General features: G+C 58.1%; 19 protein-coding genes, 1 tRNA gene and 1 pseudogene. 5 read left to right on the top strand and 16 right to left on the bottom strand.

Annotated elements, in window-relative coordinates; translation table 11 throughout:
• The first annotated feature begins 48 nt into the window (after positions 1-48).
• The gene (locus tag QP442_RS02385; protein WP_285069553.1) at positions 49-1,131 is read left to right on the top strand and encodes a hypothetical protein; all 1,083 of its coding nucleotides are present in this window, start codon (positions 49-51) and stop codon (positions 1,129-1,131) included.
• A gap of 16 nt (positions 1,132-1,147) precedes the next feature.
• Positions 1,148-1,420 (top strand): hypothetical protein, encoded by a 273-nt coding sequence (locus tag QP442_RS02380; protein ID WP_285024170.1) that lies wholly within the window; start codon positions 1,148-1,150, stop codon positions 1,418-1,420.
• Between the two features lie 68 nt (positions 1,421-1,488).
• On the opposite strand, the gene QP442_RS02375 is transcribed toward QP442_RS02380, so the two are convergent.
• The 14 genes and pseudogenes from QP442_RS02375 to QP442_RS02315 form a co-directional block, all read right to left on the bottom strand.
• Positions 1,489-2,556 carry a MarR family transcriptional regulator gene (locus tag QP442_RS02375; RefSeq protein ID WP_285069552.1) on the bottom strand — a complete coding sequence of 356 codons (1,068 nt, stop codon included), beginning with the start codon at positions 2,554-2,556 and terminating at the stop codon, positions 1,489-1,491.
• Positions 2,553-3,047 (bottom strand): hypothetical protein, encoded by a 495-nt coding sequence (locus QP442_RS02370; protein WP_285069551.1) that lies wholly within the window; start codon positions 3,045-3,047, stop codon positions 2,553-2,555. The genes QP442_RS02375 and QP442_RS02370 overlap by 4 nt, the downstream gene beginning before the upstream one ends.
• 375 nt (positions 3,048-3,422) lie before the next feature.
• Positions 3,423-3,599: pseudogene (locus QP442_RS08685) on the bottom strand (helix-turn-helix domain-containing protein); the annotation flags it as partial.
• An 11-nt stretch (positions 3,600-3,610) separates the two neighbouring features.
• Positions 3,611-3,895 carry a helix-turn-helix domain-containing protein gene (locus QP442_RS02365; RefSeq protein ID WP_285069550.1) on the bottom strand — a complete coding sequence of 95 codons (285 nt, stop codon included), beginning with the start codon at positions 3,893-3,895 and terminating at the stop codon, positions 3,611-3,613.
• Positions 3,892-4,110, bottom strand: a complete 219-nt coding sequence (locus QP442_RS02360; protein ID WP_285069549.1) for a hypothetical protein — start codon at positions 4,108-4,110, stop codon at positions 3,892-3,894. Before QP442_RS02360 ends, QP442_RS02365 begins: the two co-directional genes overlap by 4 nt.
• A gap of 37 nt (positions 4,111-4,147) precedes the next feature.
• The gene (locus QP442_RS02355; protein ID WP_285069548.1) at positions 4,148-4,441 is read right to left on the bottom strand and encodes a hypothetical protein; all 294 of its coding nucleotides are present in this window, start codon (positions 4,439-4,441) and stop codon (positions 4,148-4,150) included.
• Entirely contained in the window at positions 4,431-4,697 is a 267-nt protein-coding gene (locus QP442_RS02350; protein ID WP_285069547.1) for a hypothetical protein, read from the bottom strand. The genes QP442_RS02355 and QP442_RS02350 overlap by 11 nt, the downstream gene beginning before the upstream one ends.
• Positions 4,687-4,935 carry a hypothetical protein gene (locus QP442_RS02345; RefSeq protein WP_285069546.1) on the bottom strand — a complete coding sequence of 83 codons (249 nt, stop codon included), beginning with the start codon at positions 4,933-4,935 and terminating at the stop codon, positions 4,687-4,689. Before QP442_RS02345 ends, QP442_RS02350 begins: the two co-directional genes overlap by 11 nt.
• A gap of 378 nt (positions 4,936-5,313) precedes the next feature.
• Positions 5,314-5,386 (bottom strand) — tRNA-Thr (locus QP442_RS02340).
• A 181-nt stretch (positions 5,387-5,567) separates the two neighbouring features.
• The gene (locus tag QP442_RS02335) at positions 5,568-7,214 is read right to left on the bottom strand and encodes an alpha/beta hydrolase (RefSeq protein WP_103632934.1); all 1,647 of its coding nucleotides are present in this window, start codon (positions 7,212-7,214) and stop codon (positions 5,568-5,570) included.
• 48 nt (positions 7,215-7,262) lie between these two features.
• Positions 7,263-8,534, bottom strand: a complete 1,272-nt coding sequence (locus QP442_RS02330) for a DNA polymerase III subunit delta' (RefSeq protein ID WP_103632933.1) — start codon at positions 8,532-8,534, stop codon at positions 7,263-7,265.
• The gene (gene tmk / locus QP442_RS02325; protein ID WP_006680501.1) at positions 8,534-9,385 is read right to left on the bottom strand and encodes a dTMP kinase; all 852 of its coding nucleotides are present in this window, start codon (positions 9,383-9,385) and stop codon (positions 8,534-8,536) included. The genes QP442_RS02330 and tmk overlap by 1 nt, the downstream gene beginning before the upstream one ends.
• A gap of 137 nt (positions 9,386-9,522) precedes the next feature.
• Positions 9,523-12,252, bottom strand: a complete 2,730-nt coding sequence (gene topA / locus QP442_RS02320; RefSeq protein WP_103632932.1) for a type I DNA topoisomerase — start codon at positions 12,250-12,252, stop codon at positions 9,523-9,525.
• Positions 12,253-12,366: 114 nt separating this feature from the next.
• Positions 12,367-14,070 carry a DUF7059 domain-containing protein gene (locus tag QP442_RS02315; protein ID WP_103633015.1) on the bottom strand — a complete coding sequence of 568 codons (1,704 nt, stop codon included), beginning with the start codon at positions 14,068-14,070 and terminating at the stop codon, positions 12,367-12,369.
• Between the two features lie 246 nt (positions 14,071-14,316).
• On the opposite strand from QP442_RS02315, the gene QP442_RS02310 reads away from it, so the two are divergent.
• Complete coding sequence (locus tag QP442_RS02310) at positions 14,317-15,261, top strand: DUF808 domain-containing protein (protein ID WP_103632931.1); 945 nt, start codon at positions 14,317-14,319, stop codon at positions 15,259-15,261.
• A 267-nt stretch (positions 15,262-15,528) separates the two neighbouring features.
• Entirely contained in the window at positions 15,529-16,152 is a 624-nt protein-coding gene (locus tag QP442_RS02305; protein ID WP_006680505.1) for a superoxide dismutase, read from the top strand.
• An 81-nt stretch (positions 16,153-16,233) separates the two neighbouring features.
• Here QP442_RS02305 and ptsP read toward each other — a convergent pair whose 3' ends face one another.
• Positions 16,234-17,919 (bottom strand): phosphoenolpyruvate--protein phosphotransferase, encoded by a 1,686-nt coding sequence (gene ptsP / locus QP442_RS02300; RefSeq protein WP_103632930.1) that lies wholly within the window; start codon positions 17,917-17,919, stop codon positions 16,234-16,236.
• 2 nt (positions 17,920-17,921) lie between these two features.
• Positions 17,922-18,188, bottom strand: a complete 267-nt coding sequence (locus QP442_RS02295) for an HPr family phosphocarrier protein (protein ID WP_103632929.1) — start codon at positions 18,186-18,188, stop codon at positions 17,922-17,924.
• A gap of 412 nt (positions 18,189-18,600) precedes the next feature.
• Between QP442_RS02295 and QP442_RS02290 the strand changes: the two genes are divergently transcribed.
• On the top strand, positions 18,601-19,638 hold the full coding sequence (locus tag QP442_RS02290; protein ID WP_103632928.1) for a LacI family DNA-binding transcriptional regulator: 1,038 nt from the start codon (positions 18,601-18,603) through the stop codon (positions 19,636-19,638).
• The last annotated feature ends 23 nt before the right edge of the window (positions 19,639-19,661 follow it).

Here is a 19,661-nt window from a genome sequence, read left to right as displayed (position 1 = left end):
CTACGTACTACGTAGAACGTGCGCACACACCCAAAACAAGGACGAGAAATGACCGCCTGGCCACCCATCACCATCACCCAAAACACTGACGGCACCATCACCATCGCCAGCGCCGGCATCACCCAAGCCCAACTACCACCAGGACAAGACGCACATAGGCAAGCCATGAACGTCGCTGCCTCCATCGCCAAACACTACGGGCGCACCCTCCCCGTGACCGCCAGCGGCCCAGACGGCACCTACCACATGAGCATCCACCCAAACGGAGACATAGACACCCACCACACCGACAACGCGGAAACCCCCACCACCGACAACGCCAGCAATGCCAGCAATGCCGGAGTTGCCAGCAACCTTGCCCGCGACGAACTAGACCACACTCAGCCCCTGCCCCAAACCCTGCACAAACAAGCCACCCTTCCACCCCAAAGGCCACCAGAGCCACAAAGAGTAGAAGAAACTATTGCCCCAGCACCTCAAGGCATTAACAGAAAAACGCCTCAGGAAAAAGCAGAACCTGCAACGCACAACCCAGGTGACAGCAAGGATAAGCCGGCCCGAATCAAACGGTTAAAGCTCATCGTGGCCACACTCATCATCCTCATGACGCTAGCGGTCATATTCAGTGTGCGCATGCTACAACCAGGTGGCGGAAAACCCAGCGAACCAACCGGGCAGCCAAGCGCGCCGGTTTCGACTCAAGAAACCGACAAACCCACACCCCAGTCTGAGACCCAACCGCAATCAGCACCCCAACCAGAACCTGCACCCACGCCGGAACCAGAACCAGCACCAGAACCCGAACCAGAACCCACACCAGCACCCACGCCAGAACCAGCACCCACGCCGGCTCCAGCACCAGCCCCAGCACCCACGCCGGCTCCAGCTGGAGTGACATCAATGAACACCTCGGTAAACACCAGCGGAGGCGGAGCCGCGCACTTCGCAATCAATCTTTCGGGCAGCGGCTACGCCACATGCAGCATCAGCATCGGCGGAACCGGTGGGGCGGCAAGCACCTCAATCCCCGGAACCGCATACGCCACCGTTAGTGGCATCCCACTCGGCACACAATCATGGACCACCAGCTGCGACGGCCTAGCAAACTCGGGCACCATCACCATCTACTAACCGGAGAAACCAACACATGCAACAACTCGAACACCACAACGAATACATCGTCACCTTCGAGGGCACAACCCCCGACCAGGCCGGAAGTAGATACTTCATCGCCCACGACTACGCCACAGCTCAAACCGTGGGAACACAACTGGCCTACCAATACGGCTTTGACCCAAACGAAAACAGAATCTTCTACCGCATCCTCATCACCGTCGCCACAAACACGGTCGAAGTAGGACAAGACACCAACTACGAAGAAGTCATCCAACAAATCAACGACGAATTCAAACCCCTATAAAAACCAAAAAGCAGAGTGCCAATTTGGCACTCTGCCCACACTCCCTATAGTGGCGTGCGTCACATTAACTAGGCTGCGGGGGTAAGAGCCTCAACCACCTCGCGAGCCGCTAACGCTAATGATTCATCATCAGCATCCAAAATACTACCCTTCACGCCACGGCGAGAGCCAACTAACATCGTCATCCACGCCCTTCCCGCATCCGGGCTCACACCAAGATCAGATAAACGCGGATCAACACCAGCTGCCCGGTGCCGCCTTGACGCATCACTCACCGCCAGTTCAGCCACGCGAAGCGTGCCCGCCCACGCCAAGGTCTCACTCATACCCGCATCGATCAAGGCCTCAACCAGTCGAGCAAGCGGGCCGGAAAAATCATCGACCGACACCCACACCTCACCCTCCTGGCCCATACCAGGACGCAAACCCATCTCAGGCATCATCGCTGGCTCCACCAGCTCCTCCACGCCACGAGCATCATCACGAGCAAAACAACGCCGGTTCACAATCGTTGTCCACACCGCCCACGGGCTAGAAGCCTCAACAAGTTGCTCAGTGCACGTTATCGCCACCTCCCACGCGATCCCATACGTGTCACACGCCGCTTCGGAATACGACATGCCCGAAAACTGCATACCCCTTGAAATCGCGCTAGAAAACTGGCGCGCACCCACCTGGTGCAACGTCGCCGCCAAACACTGAGCCGCAGCCCCACGCCAACCCTCAGACGCGGCCTGCTCAAGAGTCCTGCGCAAACCCTCATTATCCGAAATACGCAAAGCCACAGTGCTCTCGCACGCCTGAGCGCCCGACTCAACTACTACCCCAGCCTCGCGAACATCATTACTGACAATCGCTTGGCTACGAGTAGTCACCCAATGCAAAACAAACCTTGACGAAGCCTGCTTACCGCCCCGATAGCGCATCTTTCGAGAAAGCACGCCGCGCTCCTCCAACCCAGCTAACGCGCGAAACACGCTACGGCGCGCCACGCCCGTAGCCTCCACCAGGTGCTCAACCGCGCAAATCACCACGCCCCGAGCATCAGCCAAACGGGCAAGCTCAAACAGGACCAGCGACTGCGACGGGGTTAAACCCTTCACGCCACGCGCCCACACCGGCCACGACACACTCACGCCGACTCGCCACCCAGCAAGACAGCGTGACGCTCCTGCGCCAAATGCAACTGCTCCACGCGAGACGCCTCCGGGTTCTCAGACACAACCTGGCTCCACGCCTGATCCCACAACGGATCAACATCCCCAGGCTCAACCTGAGCCGCAAGAGCCTCAATGCGCTCTTGACGCGCGCGCTCTGCCTGGCGCTCGCGCTCTTGACGCGCGCGCGGGTCCTCATCCGCGCTACGGGCTGGGGGCTGGCCCTTGAGCACATTCGCCCGAAGCCTGTAACACACCAAGGCCGGCAAACGACCAACATTGGGCGGCAAAGCCTGATCCATCACCTGGCGAATCTGGGCCGGTTGCCAACCCGCGTCCACGCACTCACGCAACACCCGCGCCACCGCAACAGCGCCCGTAGCATCCAGCACCCTCAAGGGCGGTGGCAGGCACTCCGCGATCAACTCCGCATCCGCCACCCCCAACGGCGAATCAATCTCGACTTCCACACCAGACCCAACCGAGCCAAAAAACTCACCCTCGCACCCCACAGGCGCTTCCTCGTGTGTAGGTTCGGTTTGGTTAGGTTTGGTTTGGTGGTTCTTAATTACGGTTCTTATATTGCAAGGGGACACCCGTGTCCCCTTGGTAGGGGTCATGGGTGTCCCCTTGGGTGCTTCATTTGACCCGTCATTCCGCAAGGGGTCAATTTGGCCCTTTGCCGGAATATCAACGATTTCGCCACTAGCGCTATTGCTAGGGGCCAATTTGACCCTTTGGCGACTTAGCGCAGAAAAGTCCCGCTCTGCTCCTACATGAAGTCGATACAAATTAGCCATACGACCACGAGTGGACGATTGCATTTCCACATCGATCAAACCAGCATCACGCAACGTCGCGATATGGCGCTTCACCGACCGGACCGACATGCGGGACTTACGAGCAATAGTCTCCTGCGAAGGCCAACACGCGAAGCCATCATCGTTCGCCGCGTCCGCCAAAGCTAGAAGCACCATCGTCTGCGACGTGTCTAGACCCTCCAGGCCCCACACCCACGTCATAGCCTGAATACTCATGGCAACTCACTCCCCACAAGCACCTGGCAAATAATCGGGTAGCGCTCATCGCGGACATCGCACCTATCAACCTTGACAAGCCCTAAACGCTCAAGACGAAGTAGCGTATTCATAGCCACTTTAGAATCCATCCCACAGTGCTCTGCGAGCCACTTTGTCGAACGGATCATTACCAAATCTCCCTCGCCAGCAAACTGACTCAAGACCAACAGCATCAGTTTCTGCTGCGAGGTAATGCCCTTCTTAAGATCAAATGCCCAAGCAAGCGCAGCAAAGCTCACAACACGCCTCCTAACAGCAAGCGGGCTGACCAGCAGCCCGAATCAGACCACCGCCGAGCCTCAATAAGACCCGAACGCTCCAAAGAAGAAATAGCCGCTTCCACACGAGACAAGCTCAACCCCGTCACGCCCGACACCAACGCCGGATCAACACGAACAGCACCATCGCCATCCGCCTTCCACGCCAACCTAAGCAAAACCAACTTGTCACTCAAGCGACGACACTCAACCCGCCAAGCCCACTGAACAGCCTCAGCACTCACCAGACCCACCACCAGACAGAACGGCCTCACCGCTTGCAATAACGCCTGTGTCAAGACTTATCGCCAAATCAATACGCGTTGAGTACTCCATAATGCTTGCGCCCGCAGTGCACATACGACCGGTCAGCGCTTGAATCTCGCGGAGGGCTTTCTCGTCTTTGATAGCCCATACGAGGTCATACAACTTACTAATCGCGCTGGCCGTATCCTCGGTTTCCCGCACCGCATCACGCAACGAAGCGATAAGGCTCTCGTATGACTCCCGTCCTCGCTTATTCCGCATCGCGACCCGCCTCATCGCTTTCAATAGGAGTTAGCAGAAAATCAATACGCGTTGAATAATCCGTGATGATTGAGCCCGCGGTGCGCAGACGCCCGGCCAGCATTTGGATATCATTTTGAGTCTGCTCATCTTCGATGAACCATACGAGTTCATACAACCTACTAATCGCGCTGGCCGCGTCCTCGGTTTCCCACACCGCATCACGCAACGAAGCGATAAGGCTCTCGTATGACTCCCGGCTTGGTTTATTCGGCATCATCAAACCCACCGCCAGACAGAACGGCCTCATTGCGGACGGGAACGCGCGTCATTAGCTTCTCAATGTCTGCCCGCTCAAAAAAGCGTCGCCCGCCCGGATCTTCTATATAGGGCACTTTGCGTTCGCGCGCCCAGCGCATTAGGCGCGAATAACTCGTGTGAGGCAAAAGTGCGGCCGCTTCATGGCCGGTGAGCAGATCGTCCTGTTTCAATGCAGATGTGCGTTTTTCGTACATATGCACAACTTACAAACCGTGTAGATGATTGTCAATGTTTTACTTGTGCATATTTCGTTCACTTGATACACTGGAAGCATGGCAGACGATGTAATCGATTTTGACAGAGCAATTGGCATGACTGTTGCTCAGTACATGTTCCTGCACAGCGAAACGCGGAGTGACTTGGGGCAACTTCTGGGCGTAACTGGTCAAAATATTTCGCGCAGACTGCATGGGTACGCAAAGTGGTCTGCCGAAGAATTACTTACGATTGCCACTAACTACGGGCTAACACCTAACGACCTAATGCCAACAAGGGGAGTAGATGGAAGCTGGATACCCGCGCCATTCGTCCCCGGATATGCGAAAACCCCCGCTCTCGCGGGGTCAACTCAGAGCCACCTGTGGGAATCGAACCCACGACCTATTCATTACGAGTGAATCGCTCTGCCGACTGAGCTAAGGTGGCCTGTCCGCAATCCCCACAGGGGCGTTCGGACAACGGTATAACCATAGTGTGCGCCACGGGTTTGCCGCAAATGACTACCCAGATTAACCGTTTGGATATTCCTCACATGCGAGGCCGCCCGCAATCCGACGACCATCCCACCCGGGGGCGGAGCCGATCGGCCTCGTGAATCAGGAGGCGGTCACGAACAACTCAAACCGTTGGCCGGAACTCTCCCGTCGACCAAGTAGCCTTCGACTGCATCCACCACGCACGTACTGGCCTTCTTCGAATAGGCGGTGTGCGACCAGCCTTCAACCGAGACCAGCACACCGGACTCCAACTGAGACGCCAAGTTCTGCGCCATCACATACGGAGTCGCAGGATCATGCGTCGTCCCCACCACGACAATCGGCGCGGCACCCTTCGCACTCACCGGCTGGCGAGCCGCATGATCAGTCGGCCACGCACTCAGACCGGCCGACGCATACCCCGAATCCGCGCCGAAGACCGGGAGTGTATCAGCCAGTTTCTCAGCGGCCTGCGCCCACTCTTCCGGGGTGCCAACCGGCTCATAATCAGCGTTATTCACCGCGATCAACGCATCCATCGAATTCGACGCGAACGTACCATCATCCTGGCGCTCACTGGACAAGTCCGCGATATACAGCAACTGCGAACCGTCGCTATCCTGTACCGCCTGGCGCACCGCCTCGGTGAGGACAGAATACGAATCGGACGAATACAAGCCCGTAATAATTCCCGTCAACGCCAAATTACGCGTCAACGGACGGTCAGGATCCGAAGTCTCAAGTGGCTGATCCGCGACAGCATCAAGAAAGGCCACAAGATCAGCGACCGCGTCATTAACGCTTCCGCTGAACGGGCAATCCTTCCCCGCAACACATTCTTCAAGCCAATGGCGCGCGGACGCTTCAAAACCTTCCATCTGAAGATCCGACACCTGGTTGATATCCATCGCTGGATCAATCGCACCATCAAGAACGAAACGCCCCACCTTGTCAGCGAACATATCGGCGTAGAGTGCGCCAACGAACGTGCCGTAGGAATACCCAAGGTAGTTCAGCTTCTCTTGACCAAGAATTGCACGAGCCATGTCGAAATCCTTCGCCACGGACACCGTATCGATGTGCTTGTAGACGTTCCCGGACAGTTGCTGGCAACCATCGGCGATCCTGGCGCTCAGCTTTTCGGCGTGCGCGATGATCTCAGCGGGATCCATAGTGCGACCGGAGACACCTTCGCCAGCAGTCCCGCCATCGCCCAGCGTGCCATCCGTCGCGTAGGCATCACGCTGGGCATCCGTCATGCAGATCGCGGGGGACGAGGCGCCAACGCCACGAGGATCCAGAGCAACGATGTCATAAGTCTTCACAACCGCATCGCCCAAACCATCGTTTACTTGGCCGACCAGTGACGACACGGCAGCGCCACCCGGACCACCAAGATTGTAGAAAAGCGCCGGAGCATCCTCGACCCCACTGCGATGCACTGCGATCGACAGCGTAATTTGCTCGCCCGAGGGCTCGTCCCAGTCCAGTGGCGCGTACAGCGTTGCGCACTGATAGTTCTGCGGATCGGAAGGAGACACCGACGAACCGTCGGAAATCTGTTGTGTCGAGCAATCGCCCCAGTTGATTGTCTGAGCATAGAAATCATCGACCGATGTGCCCGAAACGGCGTTCGGTTCGGAGGGGCGGACGGAGCTCTCGGAATAGCGGAAGCTGTTAATCAGGAGCATTGCCGCGTTCACGATGAACGGCAACGCCAAGACAACGACGCCAACAATCGCAACAATCGCTATTCGACGCTTCGACTTCACAATCATAGGACAAGGATATGGGAGTCCTCGTCGGAGTGAGTGCTTGGGCTGACGTTAAGCCTGGGGACGAAGCGATACTGCCATCGCTTCGAGCACAAGAAGTGCCTGTCCGTTCGACACAAGGCGCTTGCGGGCTTCTTCAATTGCGGCAACGCGACCCATTGTCTGACGAGGCGTCGAATCGGACGCCAGTTCGTAAACCAAATCTTCAAGATCAGCATTCACCAGCTGTTGACCGGTCCCCAACTGCACCATCAGCACATCGCGATAGATCGCGAGCAAATCAACGAGCGCACGATCTAACGCATCGGTCAGAGCACGCTTGGAACGGCGCTTCTGGTCGTCTTCCAGTTGTTTGAGCATCACTCTTTGCTGACGGTCAGGTCGCTCGGATTCGTCCATGCCGAGCTGGCGAAGCAAAGCTGCTTTCTCTCGCGCGTTTCGTTCAAGAGTCTGCGCATCAGCTTGCGCCTGCGCTGTCTTCAAAAGACCTTCGGCAGCGAAAACTGCTTCTCCCACGGAGCGAACGCGAACCGGTGCGGTCATAATCTGACGACGGCGCTCACGCATTTCAGGGTCTTTCGCCAGCGCCCTCGCCAACCCGATATGCGACTGGGCGGTGCGGGCAGCGCTGATCGCGCTCTGCCGGTCTGCCACGCCTTCCCTGACAAGCAGGTCAGCGACCGCTTCCACGGATGGAATACGGAGCCCAAGGTGACGGCAACGCGAACGAATCGTCGTAATCATGTCTTCTGGGCTGGGAGAACACAGGAGCCAGACGGTGCGAGCGGGCGGTTCTTCAATGGCTTTCAGTAGCGCGTTCGCGCCGGCTTCAGTCAGACGATCCGCATCTTCAACGATGATGACGCGCCAACGTCCCTGCGAGGGTGCTGACTGAGCGTGGAGAACCAGAGAACGCGCGGTATCGACAGAAATGACGCTGGCTTCTGTGGCCACAAGGTGCACGTCAGCATTCGATCCGTTCATCGTTGTTATGCAACCTGGGCAGTGTCCTGCACCCATGTCGGCTTCGGTGCATTGGAGGGCTGCCGCGAATGCCCTGGCAGCAACCGAACGACCCGAACCGGGCGGTCCGGTAATCAGCCACGCGTGGCTCATCGCGCGAGAAGCGTCATCGCCGGCCGAATCGATATCGTCATCGGAGGGGTCGGCTGAAGTGCGATCCGCCTGGGAGGGATCAACAGACGCGTGCGCATGTTCCCCATCGACTAGGCCACGCGCACCTAGCGCAGCACCTCGAAGGATCTCGACGGCGGCTTCTTGGCCGACGAGTTCATCCCAGACGTGTGCTCCACGGAGCGCCATTAGGCTTTATCTTCTTCTGCGGATGGCCACAGGGGCACCTGTCCTGCAAGGATTCCAAGCATTGACTTCTTCTTGGATGACTTCGAAGACTGAGCGCCGGACTTTGTCTTGGCTTTCGGCGCCGAGTGCGACGCCACCTTCGCGTTATCCGTAGTCAACGGTTCGGCAGATTTGTCGACCGGTCGAGAAGGTTGATCGACGGCGGTTTCATCATCCACGTGTTGAACAACGCCAGAGCCGAAGCGTTCTTCAAGGACACCACGGATTTCGGAAAAGACTTCGTCGGGCGTGCCAACGCCGTCGATCACGATAATGCGTTCAGGTTCAGCATCGGCCAAACGCAGGTATTCGTGGCGGACACGCTCATGGAAGTCCGTGGATTCGCGTTCCATGCGGTCGGGGGCGTCCGTGCGACGACGGGCTCCCACCTCTGGAGGCAGGTCGAGCAGGAAGGTCAGGGTCGGATCTAGGCTCTGGGTTGCCCACATGGACAGGGAACGAATTTCGTCAACACCAAGCGATCGAGCGGCCCCTTGGTATGCGAGTGACGAATCGATATAGCGATCAGCCAATACGACCTCACCGGCTGCAAGAGCTGGACGGATCAGGGTAGCAACGTGATAGGCGCGATCCGCTGCATACAGTAGGGCTTCGGTCTGAGGATCGATGTCTTCGGGACCGTTTTGAACCATCTGACGGATCTGAACGCCAAGCTCGGTACCGCCGGGCTCACGGGTGACCTTGACTGTACGACCACGCTCGATAAACCAGTCACGAACGCGCTGGATCTGCGTTGATTTTCCAGCTCCGTCGCCACCTTCGAAGGTGATAAACACACCCTCAGCGCTCATCCCCATACTCCCGTCTACCGTCATGCTTTCAATCGTCGCATGACCTGCCCTGTTTTGGAACAAAGACATGTGTTCGTCGCATGCACGTCACTGCAGGCCCCGGTGTTCAGTTCCTGCCGATGCGCACCGGTCGACCACTACTTCGTTGTCTTCTTTGCAGCAGTTTTCTTTGTTGTTGTCTTACGTGTCGTGGTCTTCTTTGTGCTCGACTTCTTCGCGGTCGCACGACCTCGCTTCGGAGCCGGCCCCTTTGCACGCTTATCGGCAAGTAGCATGAAGGCACGTTCTTCGGTCAGGTCTTCGACGCTTTCTGCACGAGGCACCGTCACGTTCGTTTCTCCGTCTGTCACGTACGGACCGAAACGACCGTCCTTCACCGTGACCTTCTTACCGGACACCGGGTCTTCACCGAACTCGCGAAGCGGTGGCTTTGCAGCGCCTCGACCGCGAACTTTCGGCTGAGCGTAGATCGCAAGAGCCTCGTCCACCGTGATCGTGAGCAACTGTTCTTCCGACGCCAGCGTGCGCGAGTCGCTCCCCTTCTTCAGGTACGGACCATAGCGACCGTTCTGAGCGGTAATCACTTCCTGCGTTTCCGGATCAACACCGACCTCGCGCGGAAGCGAAAGCAGTTGGAGAGCCTGTTCAAGGGTCACCGTCGACAGGTCCATGCTCTTAAACAGCGATGCGGTTCGAGGCTTCGGTGCAGCCTTCTTGCGTCCCCTCGTAGTCGTGGCTTCTGTTTCTTCCGGTTCGGGAAGAATCTCGGTGATGTAAGGGCCGAAACGGCCGTTTTTTGCCACCAGCGTGTGACCGGTTTGCGGATCAACACCCAGCTCGCGACCATCATCTGCAGCAAGAGCGAACAGTTCGGAGATCTTTTCGGCGTTGACCTCGTCGGGAGCAACGTCTTCGGGCAGGTTGGCACGCGTGCCATCAGCCTTTTCAAGGTACGGGCCATAGCGACCCACGCGAACAACCACGTCATCACCGACAGGCTGCGAGTTCACGGCGCGAGCATCGATATCGTCGCCGAGTGATTCGACCTGATACTTCAAGCCGTCTTCATCGCCCTTGCCATTTTCACCCAGGTAAAAACCGGTGAGGAAGTCAGCACCCTTTTCTTCACCGGTAGCGATGCGGTCAAGATCCGTTTCCATAGACGCGGTGAAGTCGTAGTCAACCAATCCAGGCAGGCTCTCTTCCAGCAGACGCGTGACCGAGAATGCCAACCATGTCGGCACAAGGTACTGACCGCGGTGCGTGATGTATCCGCGGTCACCGATCGTCTGGATCGTTGCCGCATACGTGGAAGGACGACCGATGCCACGCTCTTCCATAGTCTTGACCAGAGTTGCTTCGGTGTAGCGACCCGGAGGCTGAGTCTCGTGTCTTTCAGCAATTGCTTCCACGACGTTTGCACTATCGCCTTCGGAGACGTTCGGCAGAGTTGCTTCTGCTTCACTGTCCTTTTCAGCGTCGTAACGACCTTTGTCACGGCCTTCTTCGTAGGCTTGACGGAAGCCGGGCTCGGTGATGACCGTGCCAGAGGCGGAAGAAACAACAGAGTGCGCACCATCGGATGTGACAATGTCGGTAGCAACACGAATCGTCGCGGTAAAACCGACAGCGTCGGTCATCTGCGAGGCAACCGTACGCTTCCAGATCAAGTCATAGAGAGCCAACTGCTGACGGCTCAACTGACCTGCAACCTGTGCGGGGGTACGGAAGTGATCGCCGGCGGGGCGGATAGCTTCGTGAGCTTCCTGTGCTCCCTTCGCAACCTTGCCGTACACGCGAGGCTTCTCGGGGACAGAGGCGGCACCGTAAAGTTCTGCGACCTGCGCTCGAGCCGCGGCAATGGCTTGGCCGGACAGTGCAGTCGAGTCAGTTCGCATGTAGGTGATGTAACCGGACTCGTACAGAGACTGAGCGGTACGCATTGTCGACGAGGCATTCCAGTGCAGCTTTCGCGAGGCTTCCTGCTGCAGTGTGGACGTCGTGAACGGCGCTGCCGGACGACGACGATACGGCTTCTGCGTGACCGAATCAATAACCGACGTCGTGGATGCTTCCAACGCGGTGGCGAGATCTCGAGCGAGTGCCTCGTTCAGGTGCAGGACGTCAGCCTTTTCCGACTTGTCCTTCAGAACACCCTTCTCGCTGAAGTCGGAACCTGTTGCTACGGATCGACCATCAACGTGCGTTACCTTCGCGTTGAACGCGTCGCCTGCTTCGATGCGGGTCTGGATTGACCAGTATTCAGCGGAAATGTGGGCAATACGGTCACGTTCACGATCCACGACCAGACGGGTTGCCACTGACTGCACGCGACCAGCCGACAGGGAAGGACGGATCTTGCGCCAGAGCAGAGGCGAGACCTCGTAGCCGTACAGGCGGTCAAGGATTCGACGGGTTTCCTGCGCATCGACGAGCGCCGTATCGAGCTCACGAGTGTTCTCAAGCGCGCGAGTAATCGCTTCCTTTGTGATTTCGTGGAAGACCATACGCTTAACCGGCACCTTCGGTTTCAACACCTGCAGAAGGTGCCATGCGATTGCTTCACCTTCGCGGTCCTCATCAGTTGCCAGGAAGAGTTCGTCGGCTTCTTTCAGCGCACGCCTGAGTTCGGTGACCTTTTTCTTCTTGTCCGGGTTGACCGCATAGTAAGGGGTAAAACCGTGCTCGACATCGACGGCGAAGCGACCGTAGGGGCCCTTCTTCATGTCGGTCGGAAGCTCCTTCGGCTGAGGCAAGTCACGAATGTGCCCAATTGATGCGGTCACATGGTAGTCGGGACCTAGGTATCCCTCGATGGTCGCAGCCTTCGCGGGAGACTCCACGATGACCAGCTTTGACGCTCCCATGACTCACCCTTTCGGTGCCTAATTTGAATTCAACGAAAATCGTCGCGCTTGCCTGACCTTACAACGGACCCGGCAAATTTCGCGCACTGTCCACTCGGTGTCAACGAAAGTCCACTAGACGGTCGACTGCTTGCTACACGTCGCAATTTCAAGCATTCCTGCCCGAATCAGGGCTCGAAGCGGAGTGTCGACTTCCGCGCGAACGTCTGAGATTTCACGGTCAGTGAGCATCGCCACGGCCGCACTGATCTGCCCGACCTCTAGTTCGCCGTCGCACGCCCCAACAATCGCTGACACGGCGGTACCGACCATGATGGATCGTCCAAGTCCACTGCCCTGATGCATGATCATGACGTTCGGATCAGGGGTACCTGGAACAAAGTGGCGTTCTTCAGTCACGTCATCGGCACGAACCAGAGTCAGCGCACCAAGATCGTCCGGAAGGCGCAACGCATCCAACGTGCGCTCGACATCTGCTCCTAACGGCCTGCGCCCAGTGAGTTCAAGATCGAAGTGCTGGATTCCGCGAGCGCCACCCGCTTCGTCCGCGTCCAGTCGTCGCATGGCAACAAACCCCATGCCGACTGCGCCGACGTTCGCGCTGTCAAAGTCGGCGAGCCATTTCGCGTATGCGATTTCTCGCTTCGAATCTACGAGGCCGAAAGGATCCTCGACACCGACCATCGCTCCGGATTCGCCAATGTCCAGTTCAGCATCCGCTTCAGAATCCGCGTCGTGGGGATCAGCATCTTGAAGCCACATTTCCACGTACTGCGCGGGGTCCAAGACATCGCGCTGGACAATCCACGCGTCCACGGGCCGGTCGGAGAACCACGGCTTCAGACGATCTGACCACCCAGAATCGGGATCCACATCCGCGGGGATCTCCCAGTTCCCAATCATCTGCATATACCCGCCGGGCACCAGATAATCTGGGCCCATCTGGATTACGGTGCGAACTAGTTCGTCACGACTCATCCCGCCATCGCGATATTCGAGCAGATCGTCGCCATCTCCGCGCAGAACATCAGGAGTAATAACAAAGGGAGGGTTCGTCACGATCAGATCAAAGGTCTGTCCAGCAACGGGGTCAAAAAGCGAACCCGCACGCACATCAATCTGCATGTCATTCAACGCCGCATTAAAGCGTGTGAACTGGCACGCGCGCTCTGACAGGTCAGTCGCCACAACACGTTCACAATGAGTTGCCAAGTGCATCGCCTGGATTCCGCAACCACACCCCATATCGAGGGCAGACGTAAAGGGCTTTCGGATCGTCATCTCAAGCAGACTGGTGGATGCTCCACCCACACCCAACACGTGGTCAGGGCGAAGAGCTCCGCCTGTCACCATTGACGTTAGATCTGAAGCAATCCACCAATTCAGCTGTCGAGTCGAATCGGAATCTGACCCACCGCTGACCATAACGTCGGGAATCACAGCGCTGTAGGGGCGCAGGTCAACCGTCGCACGGTAGCGCGACGGAGAGCTCGAGTCGGCCACGGGTTGCGCAAGACCCAGCGACACGGCACCGGCGACGCCACACGTGGGAAGTGCCTGATCCAGCTGCTGGCCCGCCACCGTATCGCCCAACATGAAGAGCCTGGTCAAAACAGAGATCGGAGCGGTCTGAGCCCTCAGTTCAACCAACGCAGGCACACGCTGTTCACGCCCCAAGGCCGTAAGAGCACGTTGCGACACAACCTGCTTCAGAGCATCGACGTACCAGCCGGCATCATCAAAGTCAGAGCGCAGACACGCGATCAGTGCCGGATCAACGATCGGCGTATTGGCAACAGCCACTTCGGATTCGTTCATGACACCAACACTAGTTGCCACCATGGACAAATCGAATTGCACAAACCGCGCCCTGTGAACACGCAAACTTGTATCCACACGCGTGGCCTCGTCACTGAATCACCAACAACCAGCGGAAAGCGATCGTACTCAACACAACCACGCACCAACTCCTTGCGCATTCACTCCCACACCCGTCCTCGCTACACGCAGGCACCCCAACGCTGGCATGATGAGACGTACACACCGTCTACTTCAAGGACAAACATGGCCGGCGGACTCATCGCACTTCTCGACGACATTGCCACGCTCGCGAAAGCAACAGCATCATCCCTCGATGACATTGCTGTCGGCGCTGCAAAAGCATCGTCGAAAGCCGTTGGCGTCGTCATCGACGACACTGCCATCACCCCGCAGTATGTAGCTGGCCTTGACCCGAGTCGTGAAATCCCGATCATCAAGAAGATCGCGCGCGCATCCCTTATTAACAAGCTCGCCATCATCCTGCCGGTCGCATTGATCCTCACCTGGCTGGCCCCCTGGCTTCTGCCTGTCATCCTCATTATCGGTGGCTCGTATCTCTGCTTCGAAGGCGGAGAAAAAGCTCTCGCCAAGCTCCACCTCTATCCCGAACACGTTGACCACAAGGACTCAGCGACCTCCGTTACTCCTGAAGAAATTGAGATGGGCATCGTTTCTTCCGCCACTCGCACTGACCTGATTCTTTCCGCGGAAATCATGCTTATTTCGCTGGCCGACGTCACCACCACCTCCAACCTCATCAAAGTTGGCATCATGGTCGGCGTCGCCTTCTTCATGACCTTCTTCGTCTACGGAATCGTCGCTGTCCTGGTCAAAATGGATGACCTTGGTCTACGCCTCGCAGAAAAGAAGGGTGGCATTGCCAGCTTTGGACGAGGCCTCGTTTCCATCATGCCGAAGGTCTTCACCGTCATAGGAATCGTCGGCACGGTCGCTATGCTCTGGGTCGGCGGACACATCGTCATCTCCTCCCTCAATACCCTCGGCTTCACCGTGCTCCATCACATCGTCGAGCACGGCGTCTCCTACGTCGAACACCTCGGTGGCACCGCCGCATGGACCGCCGAAACCGTCCAATCCGGCATCTTCGGCATGATCTGGGGCATCGTCCTGGCCTACATTTGGCTCGGGTTTTCCAGCGTCATCAAGCGGGTGCGCCACACCAAGTAAGGGCATCGACGAGGCCCCAACGCAACACCTCCATCAGCAGAGGCGAGCTCGCGCACCAATTGCGCCAAGACCTACGACAGGCGGGCGCGGCCTCGTGAAACCACACCCGTTGCACCCAACGCGCGTTTTATTCCCAGCCGGCAATGGCTGAAACCTCACGTCCATGTTCCACCGTTCCCGTAGCAAAAGGGGACTAAAGCCCTGTACCCTCGAAAGTGTGAACGGCAGTCGCGGCACTGCCATTAAATACCTAACGAAGGAGACGCAATGACCGTCTACACGCTCCCCGAGCTCCCCTACGACTACGCAGCACTCGAGCCGCACATCTCCGGCACAATCATGGAACTGCACCATGACAAGCACCACGCAAACTACGTCGGTGGCGCAAACACCGCCCTTGAGAAGCTCGAAGCAGCACGCGAATCCGGCGACTTCGCCGCCATCAACCTGTACGAGAAGAACCTTGCGTTCAACCTCGGTGGCCACACCAACCACACCATCTTCTGGCAGAACATGACCCCCGACGGCCAGGGTCGCCCCGAAGGCGAACTCGCCGCAGCAATCGACGAATACTTCGGCTCCTTCGAGAAGTTCCAGGGCCAGTTCGCAGCAGCGGCTCTCGGCCTGCAGGGCTCCGGCTGGGGCATCCTCGCATGGGATGCACTCGCTGGCCGTCTGGTCACCTTCCAGCTGACCGACCAGCAGGGTAACATCCCGGTCGCCACCGTCCCGCTACTCATGCTGGATATGTGGGAGCACGCCTTCTACCTCGACTACCAGAACGTCAAGGCAGACTACGTCAAGGCATGGTGGAACATCGTCAACTGGGACGACGTCGCAGCACGCTTCGAGCGCGCCCGCACCCAGTACACCGGCCTGGTTGTCGCCTGACGCCTGCCTAGTCTCTGACTAACAAAGCAGAGCCCCGGACCTCGTAGAGGTCCGGGGCTTCGTGCTTCAATCAGAGGGTGCTCAGAGCAACGCCAGCATCGTCGGCGAGACAAGCTTCAGGACATTGTTGCGTCCCTCTTCAGCCGTCGGAGCATCCAGCGCATACGCAGCCATCTGCTGGCAGGTCGCCAGGTCGTGCAGGCGAAGAGCGGCGCGAACAGCGTTCACCTTGGTCGGTGCCATCGACAGGGAGCCAACACCCAAACCTGTCAAAACCAGCGCTAACAGCGGGTCGCCACCGGCTTCACCGCAGACACCGATCGACTTGCCTGTCGAACGACCACCTTCACAGGCGAACTTGATCATCTGCAGGACAGCCGGCTGCCACGCGGTGAGCAGCGGAGCAAGCTCGCCGTCCATGCGGTCAGCGGCCATCGTGTACTGCGTCAGGTCATTCGTGCCGATCGACGCAAAGTCAACGATGGACAGCATCTGGTCTGCTCGGATAGCGGCCGCGGGAACTTCGATCATGATGCCGACCTTCGGCAGGCCCACGCCACGCGCCTTGTCGGCGAACCACTGGGCTTCCTCAAGTGTGGACACCATCGGTGCCATGACCCAAAGGTCAGCCTTCGTGGCCTCGTAGGCGGCAGCCAAAGCAGTCAGCTGCGTATCAATCAGGTCCTCGCGAGCCTGGCAGAGGCGCAAACCGCGACGGCCAAGCGCCGGGTTTTCTTCCTTGCCAAGATCTGCAAACGACAGTGGCTTGTCGGCGCCGGCGTCAAGCGTGCGCACGACAACACGACGGTCACCGAACGCCTGGAGAACCTTGGTGTAGGTTTCCGTCTGTTCTTCTAGCGAAGGCGCATCCGCGCGATCGAGGAACAGGAATTCGGTACGGAACAAGCCGGAGCCTTCAAGGTCGAACTTAGCTGCGCGTTCAGCGTCATCGATCGTGCCGATGTTGGCGAGAAGCTTGACCTTGTAGCCGTCGTAGGTCGCACCTTCACCGGACGAGCCGGCAAGCGCGGTAGCGCGATGACGCGAGCGCGCCTCAAGAAGCTCAACTTCTTCGTCGGTCGGATTAACGATGACTTCACCGACGCCACCGTCAAGGGCGAGCATGCACCCTTCGGTGATATCGAGGATGCCGGTAACCTTCACGATTGCCGGAATACCAAGCTGAGCGGCCAGAATCGCGGTGTGCGACGTGGGGCCACCAATTTCGGTGATGATGCCCTTGACCTTCTCAGGGTTCAGGGTTGCAGTTTCAGCGGGTGCCAGATCGCGAGCAACCAGGATGACAGGCTCATCGAATGAGGGAACGCCGGGCGCCGGAAGTCCGCGCAGTTCACACATTGCACGGTCGCGCACGTCGTACAGGTCGGTGGCGCGTTCCGCCATGTACCCGCCCAGTCCGCGGAGCATTTCGGCGTATTCTTCGACAGCTGCTTCGACTGCGGCAGTCACACCGAAGCCCTTCTTCAGCTTCTTGTCGATCCCCTTTGCCAGACCGCGGTCTGACGCGAGTTTGGCGGTGGCTTTCAGGATCGGCTTCGACTCTTCGGGAGCCGTTTCCATACGTTCTTTGAGGCTGTTGCTGACTGTTGCGAGAGCCTCGCGCACACGGGCACCGTCCACCTCGGGATCAGTGCAAGCAGGTTCGTTCGTATCAACGCCGGGTGCTGGGCGCACGATCGCTACCGGAGCAGCGGCTGTTCCGGCTGAGACGCCGATTCCGTGAAGGACTGAGTGTCCGGTGCTCATGCTCACTCCTGGTCGAGATCGCGCGAAAGCAGTTCGGCCAGCGAGTCGAGAACAGCGCCAGCGTTGTCATCTTCGGTGGACAGGGTGACTTCGTCGCCGTGCTTGACACCGAGGGTCATGATTTCGAGGAGCGATGCTGCGTCTGCTTCTTCACCGTCGAACGAGATAACGATGTCGACACCGGATTCATCAACGGCATCGGCAAGGACGGCAGCGGGGCGCGCGTGCAGACCAACGGAGGAGGCGATGACAACAGAACGAGAGATCATGAGGTTTTCCTTCCAACCCGGGTATGTCCATCGTTGGACATATTGACCCTTGCCTTTAATCGTAAAAGGAATTATCGTGCCTGTCAGCACACTTTCATGGTGCAATTGCGCGACCATTGTCACGTCAGCGCCTTCCGCCTTCTTCCCCATTCACGAGGCCGGCCACACTTTCCTCACCCACAGCCAAGCCGAGGGCCGACTACACACCGCACCAAGACGCCCAGACTCGTCCCCTTTTTTGCCTGCTTAACACGGACTTGACCAAGTATTCTGCGCGTCAGGCACACGTTCAACAGGCGACGAGATGAGTAGTCAGTAAATAGGCTCACACTTCGACAGAAGTCCATATGGTCTGCACACATCAACATCTAAAATGAACCGAACGACCGCCAGCAAAACAAGGACCTAACCCGTGAAGTCACACTCCGAGCCCACCCTGGCCGACGTAGCCAAAGAAGCCGGCGTCTCATTGACCACCGTGTCGCGAGTCCTCAACAACCGCGGATACCTGTCCCAGACAACAAAGGACCGCGTCGGCGACGCGATCGCGAAACTCGGATACCGTCCCAACCAGCTCGCACGCGCACTCCACGGCAAAAAGTCCGACACCATCGGATTGATCGTCCCGACTGTCGCACTCCCCTTCTTCGGCGAACTCGCCGTCGAGATTGAAAACGCCCTTGCCGAACAGGGCTACCGCATCCTTATCTGCAACTCGATGGGACACGCGGACCGTGAACGCGACTACTTGAACCTACTGGTTGGAAATCGAGTCGACGGTATTATTTCTGGCGCACACAACGAAGCGCTCGAGGAATACCAAACGATCCGCATGCCACTGGTCACCATCGACCGCGAGCTCTCACCCCGGATCCCTAACGTTCGTTGCAACAACGAAACCGCCGGATACGACGCCACCAGGCGCTTGTTGGACGCAGGCTGCCACCGACCGGCCCTGCTGACCTCGCGCGCGCACCCGAAGAACCTGCGCGAGCACGGATATCGTCGAGCCCTTGGCGAAGACGGCGTTGAACCGGTCATTCTGGAAGTTCCCTTCCACACGGATTCTGCGATCCGCCAACTGGCCGTCAATGAATGCCTCAACTCTGTCGCCGAAGAAATCGATGGCGTTTTCGCCACCGATGACCTGGCCGCGGCCGAGGTCCTCGAATGGGCACGCCTGCACAACCTGACCGTTCCAGGCGACCTGCGAATCATCGGCTTCGATGGAACCCAGGCTATTCACCGCGCTCTTCCCGGACTGACCACGCTACGCCAGCCCCTCGATCTGATTGCCCGCAAGGCCGTCGAGATCCTGCTTGCGCAGATCAACGGTGAAACTAGCAGCGAGGCCCACGGCTCTGCCGACACATCCGATGATTCTCACGACCGAGCGACTGGCGGAAGCTACGAGTTCCCAGTGACTTTGATTGAAGGCTGGACCACGTAAGCACACATCTCAATTCAATCGAA

The organism is Pauljensenia sp. UMB1177 (assembly GCF_030217965.1).
Taxonomy (GTDB): domain Bacteria; phylum Actinomycetota; class Actinomycetes; order Actinomycetales; family Actinomycetaceae; genus Pauljensenia; species Pauljensenia turicensis_A.
This window is presented reverse-complemented; position numbering and strand designations above follow the sequence as displayed.

Bases quoted from the DNA above. Each gene is read 5' to 3' on its own strand.
- QP442_RS02330 (WP_103632933.1), bottom strand. From the start codon at position 8,534: ATGGCGCTCCGTGGAGCACACGTCTGGGATGAACTCGTCGGCCAAGAA.
- tmk (WP_006680501.1), bottom strand. From the start codon at position 9,385: ATGAGCGCTGAGGGTGTGTTTATCACCTTCGAAGGTGGCGACGGAGCT.
- QP442_RS02295 (WP_103632929.1), bottom strand. From the start codon at position 18,188: ATGATCTCTCGTTCTGTTGTCATCGCCTCCTCCGTTGGTCTGCACGCG.
- ptsP (WP_103632930.1), bottom strand. From the start codon at position 17,919: ATGAGCACCGGACACTCAGTCCTTCACGGAATCGGCGTCTCAGCCGGA.
- QP442_RS02355 (WP_285069548.1), bottom strand. From the start codon at position 4,441: ATGCGGAATAAGCGAGGACGGGAGTCATACGAGAGCCTTATCGCTTCG.
- QP442_RS02380 (WP_285024170.1), top strand. From the start codon at position 1,148: ATGCAACAACTCGAACACCACAACGAATACATCGTCACCTTCGAGGGC.
- QP442_RS02385 (WP_285069553.1), top strand. From the start codon at position 49: ATGACCGCCTGGCCACCCATCACCATCACCCAAAACACTGACGGCACC.
- QP442_RS02305 (WP_006680505.1), top strand. From the start codon at position 15,529: ATGACCGTCTACACGCTCCCCGAGCTCCCCTACGACTACGCAGCACTC.
- QP442_RS02350 (WP_285069547.1), bottom strand. From the start codon at position 4,697: ATGCCGAATAAACCAAGCCGGGAGTCATACGAGAGCCTTATCGCTTCG.
- QP442_RS02315 (WP_103633015.1), bottom strand. From the start codon at position 14,070: ATGAACGAATCCGAAGTGGCTGTTGCCAATACGCCGATCGTTGATCCG.
- QP442_RS02310 (WP_103632931.1), top strand. From the start codon at position 14,317: ATGGCCGGCGGACTCATCGCACTTCTCGACGACATTGCCACGCTCGCG.
- QP442_RS02335 (WP_103632934.1), bottom strand. From the start codon at position 7,214: ATGATTGTGAAGTCGAAGCGTCGAATAGCGATTGTTGCGATTGTTGGC.
- topA (WP_103632932.1), bottom strand. From the start codon at position 12,252: ATGGGAGCGTCAAAGCTGGTCATCGTGGAGTCTCCCGCGAAGGCTGCG.
- QP442_RS02345 (WP_285069546.1), bottom strand. From the start codon at position 4,935: ATGTACGAAAAACGCACATCTGCATTGAAACAGGACGATCTGCTCACC.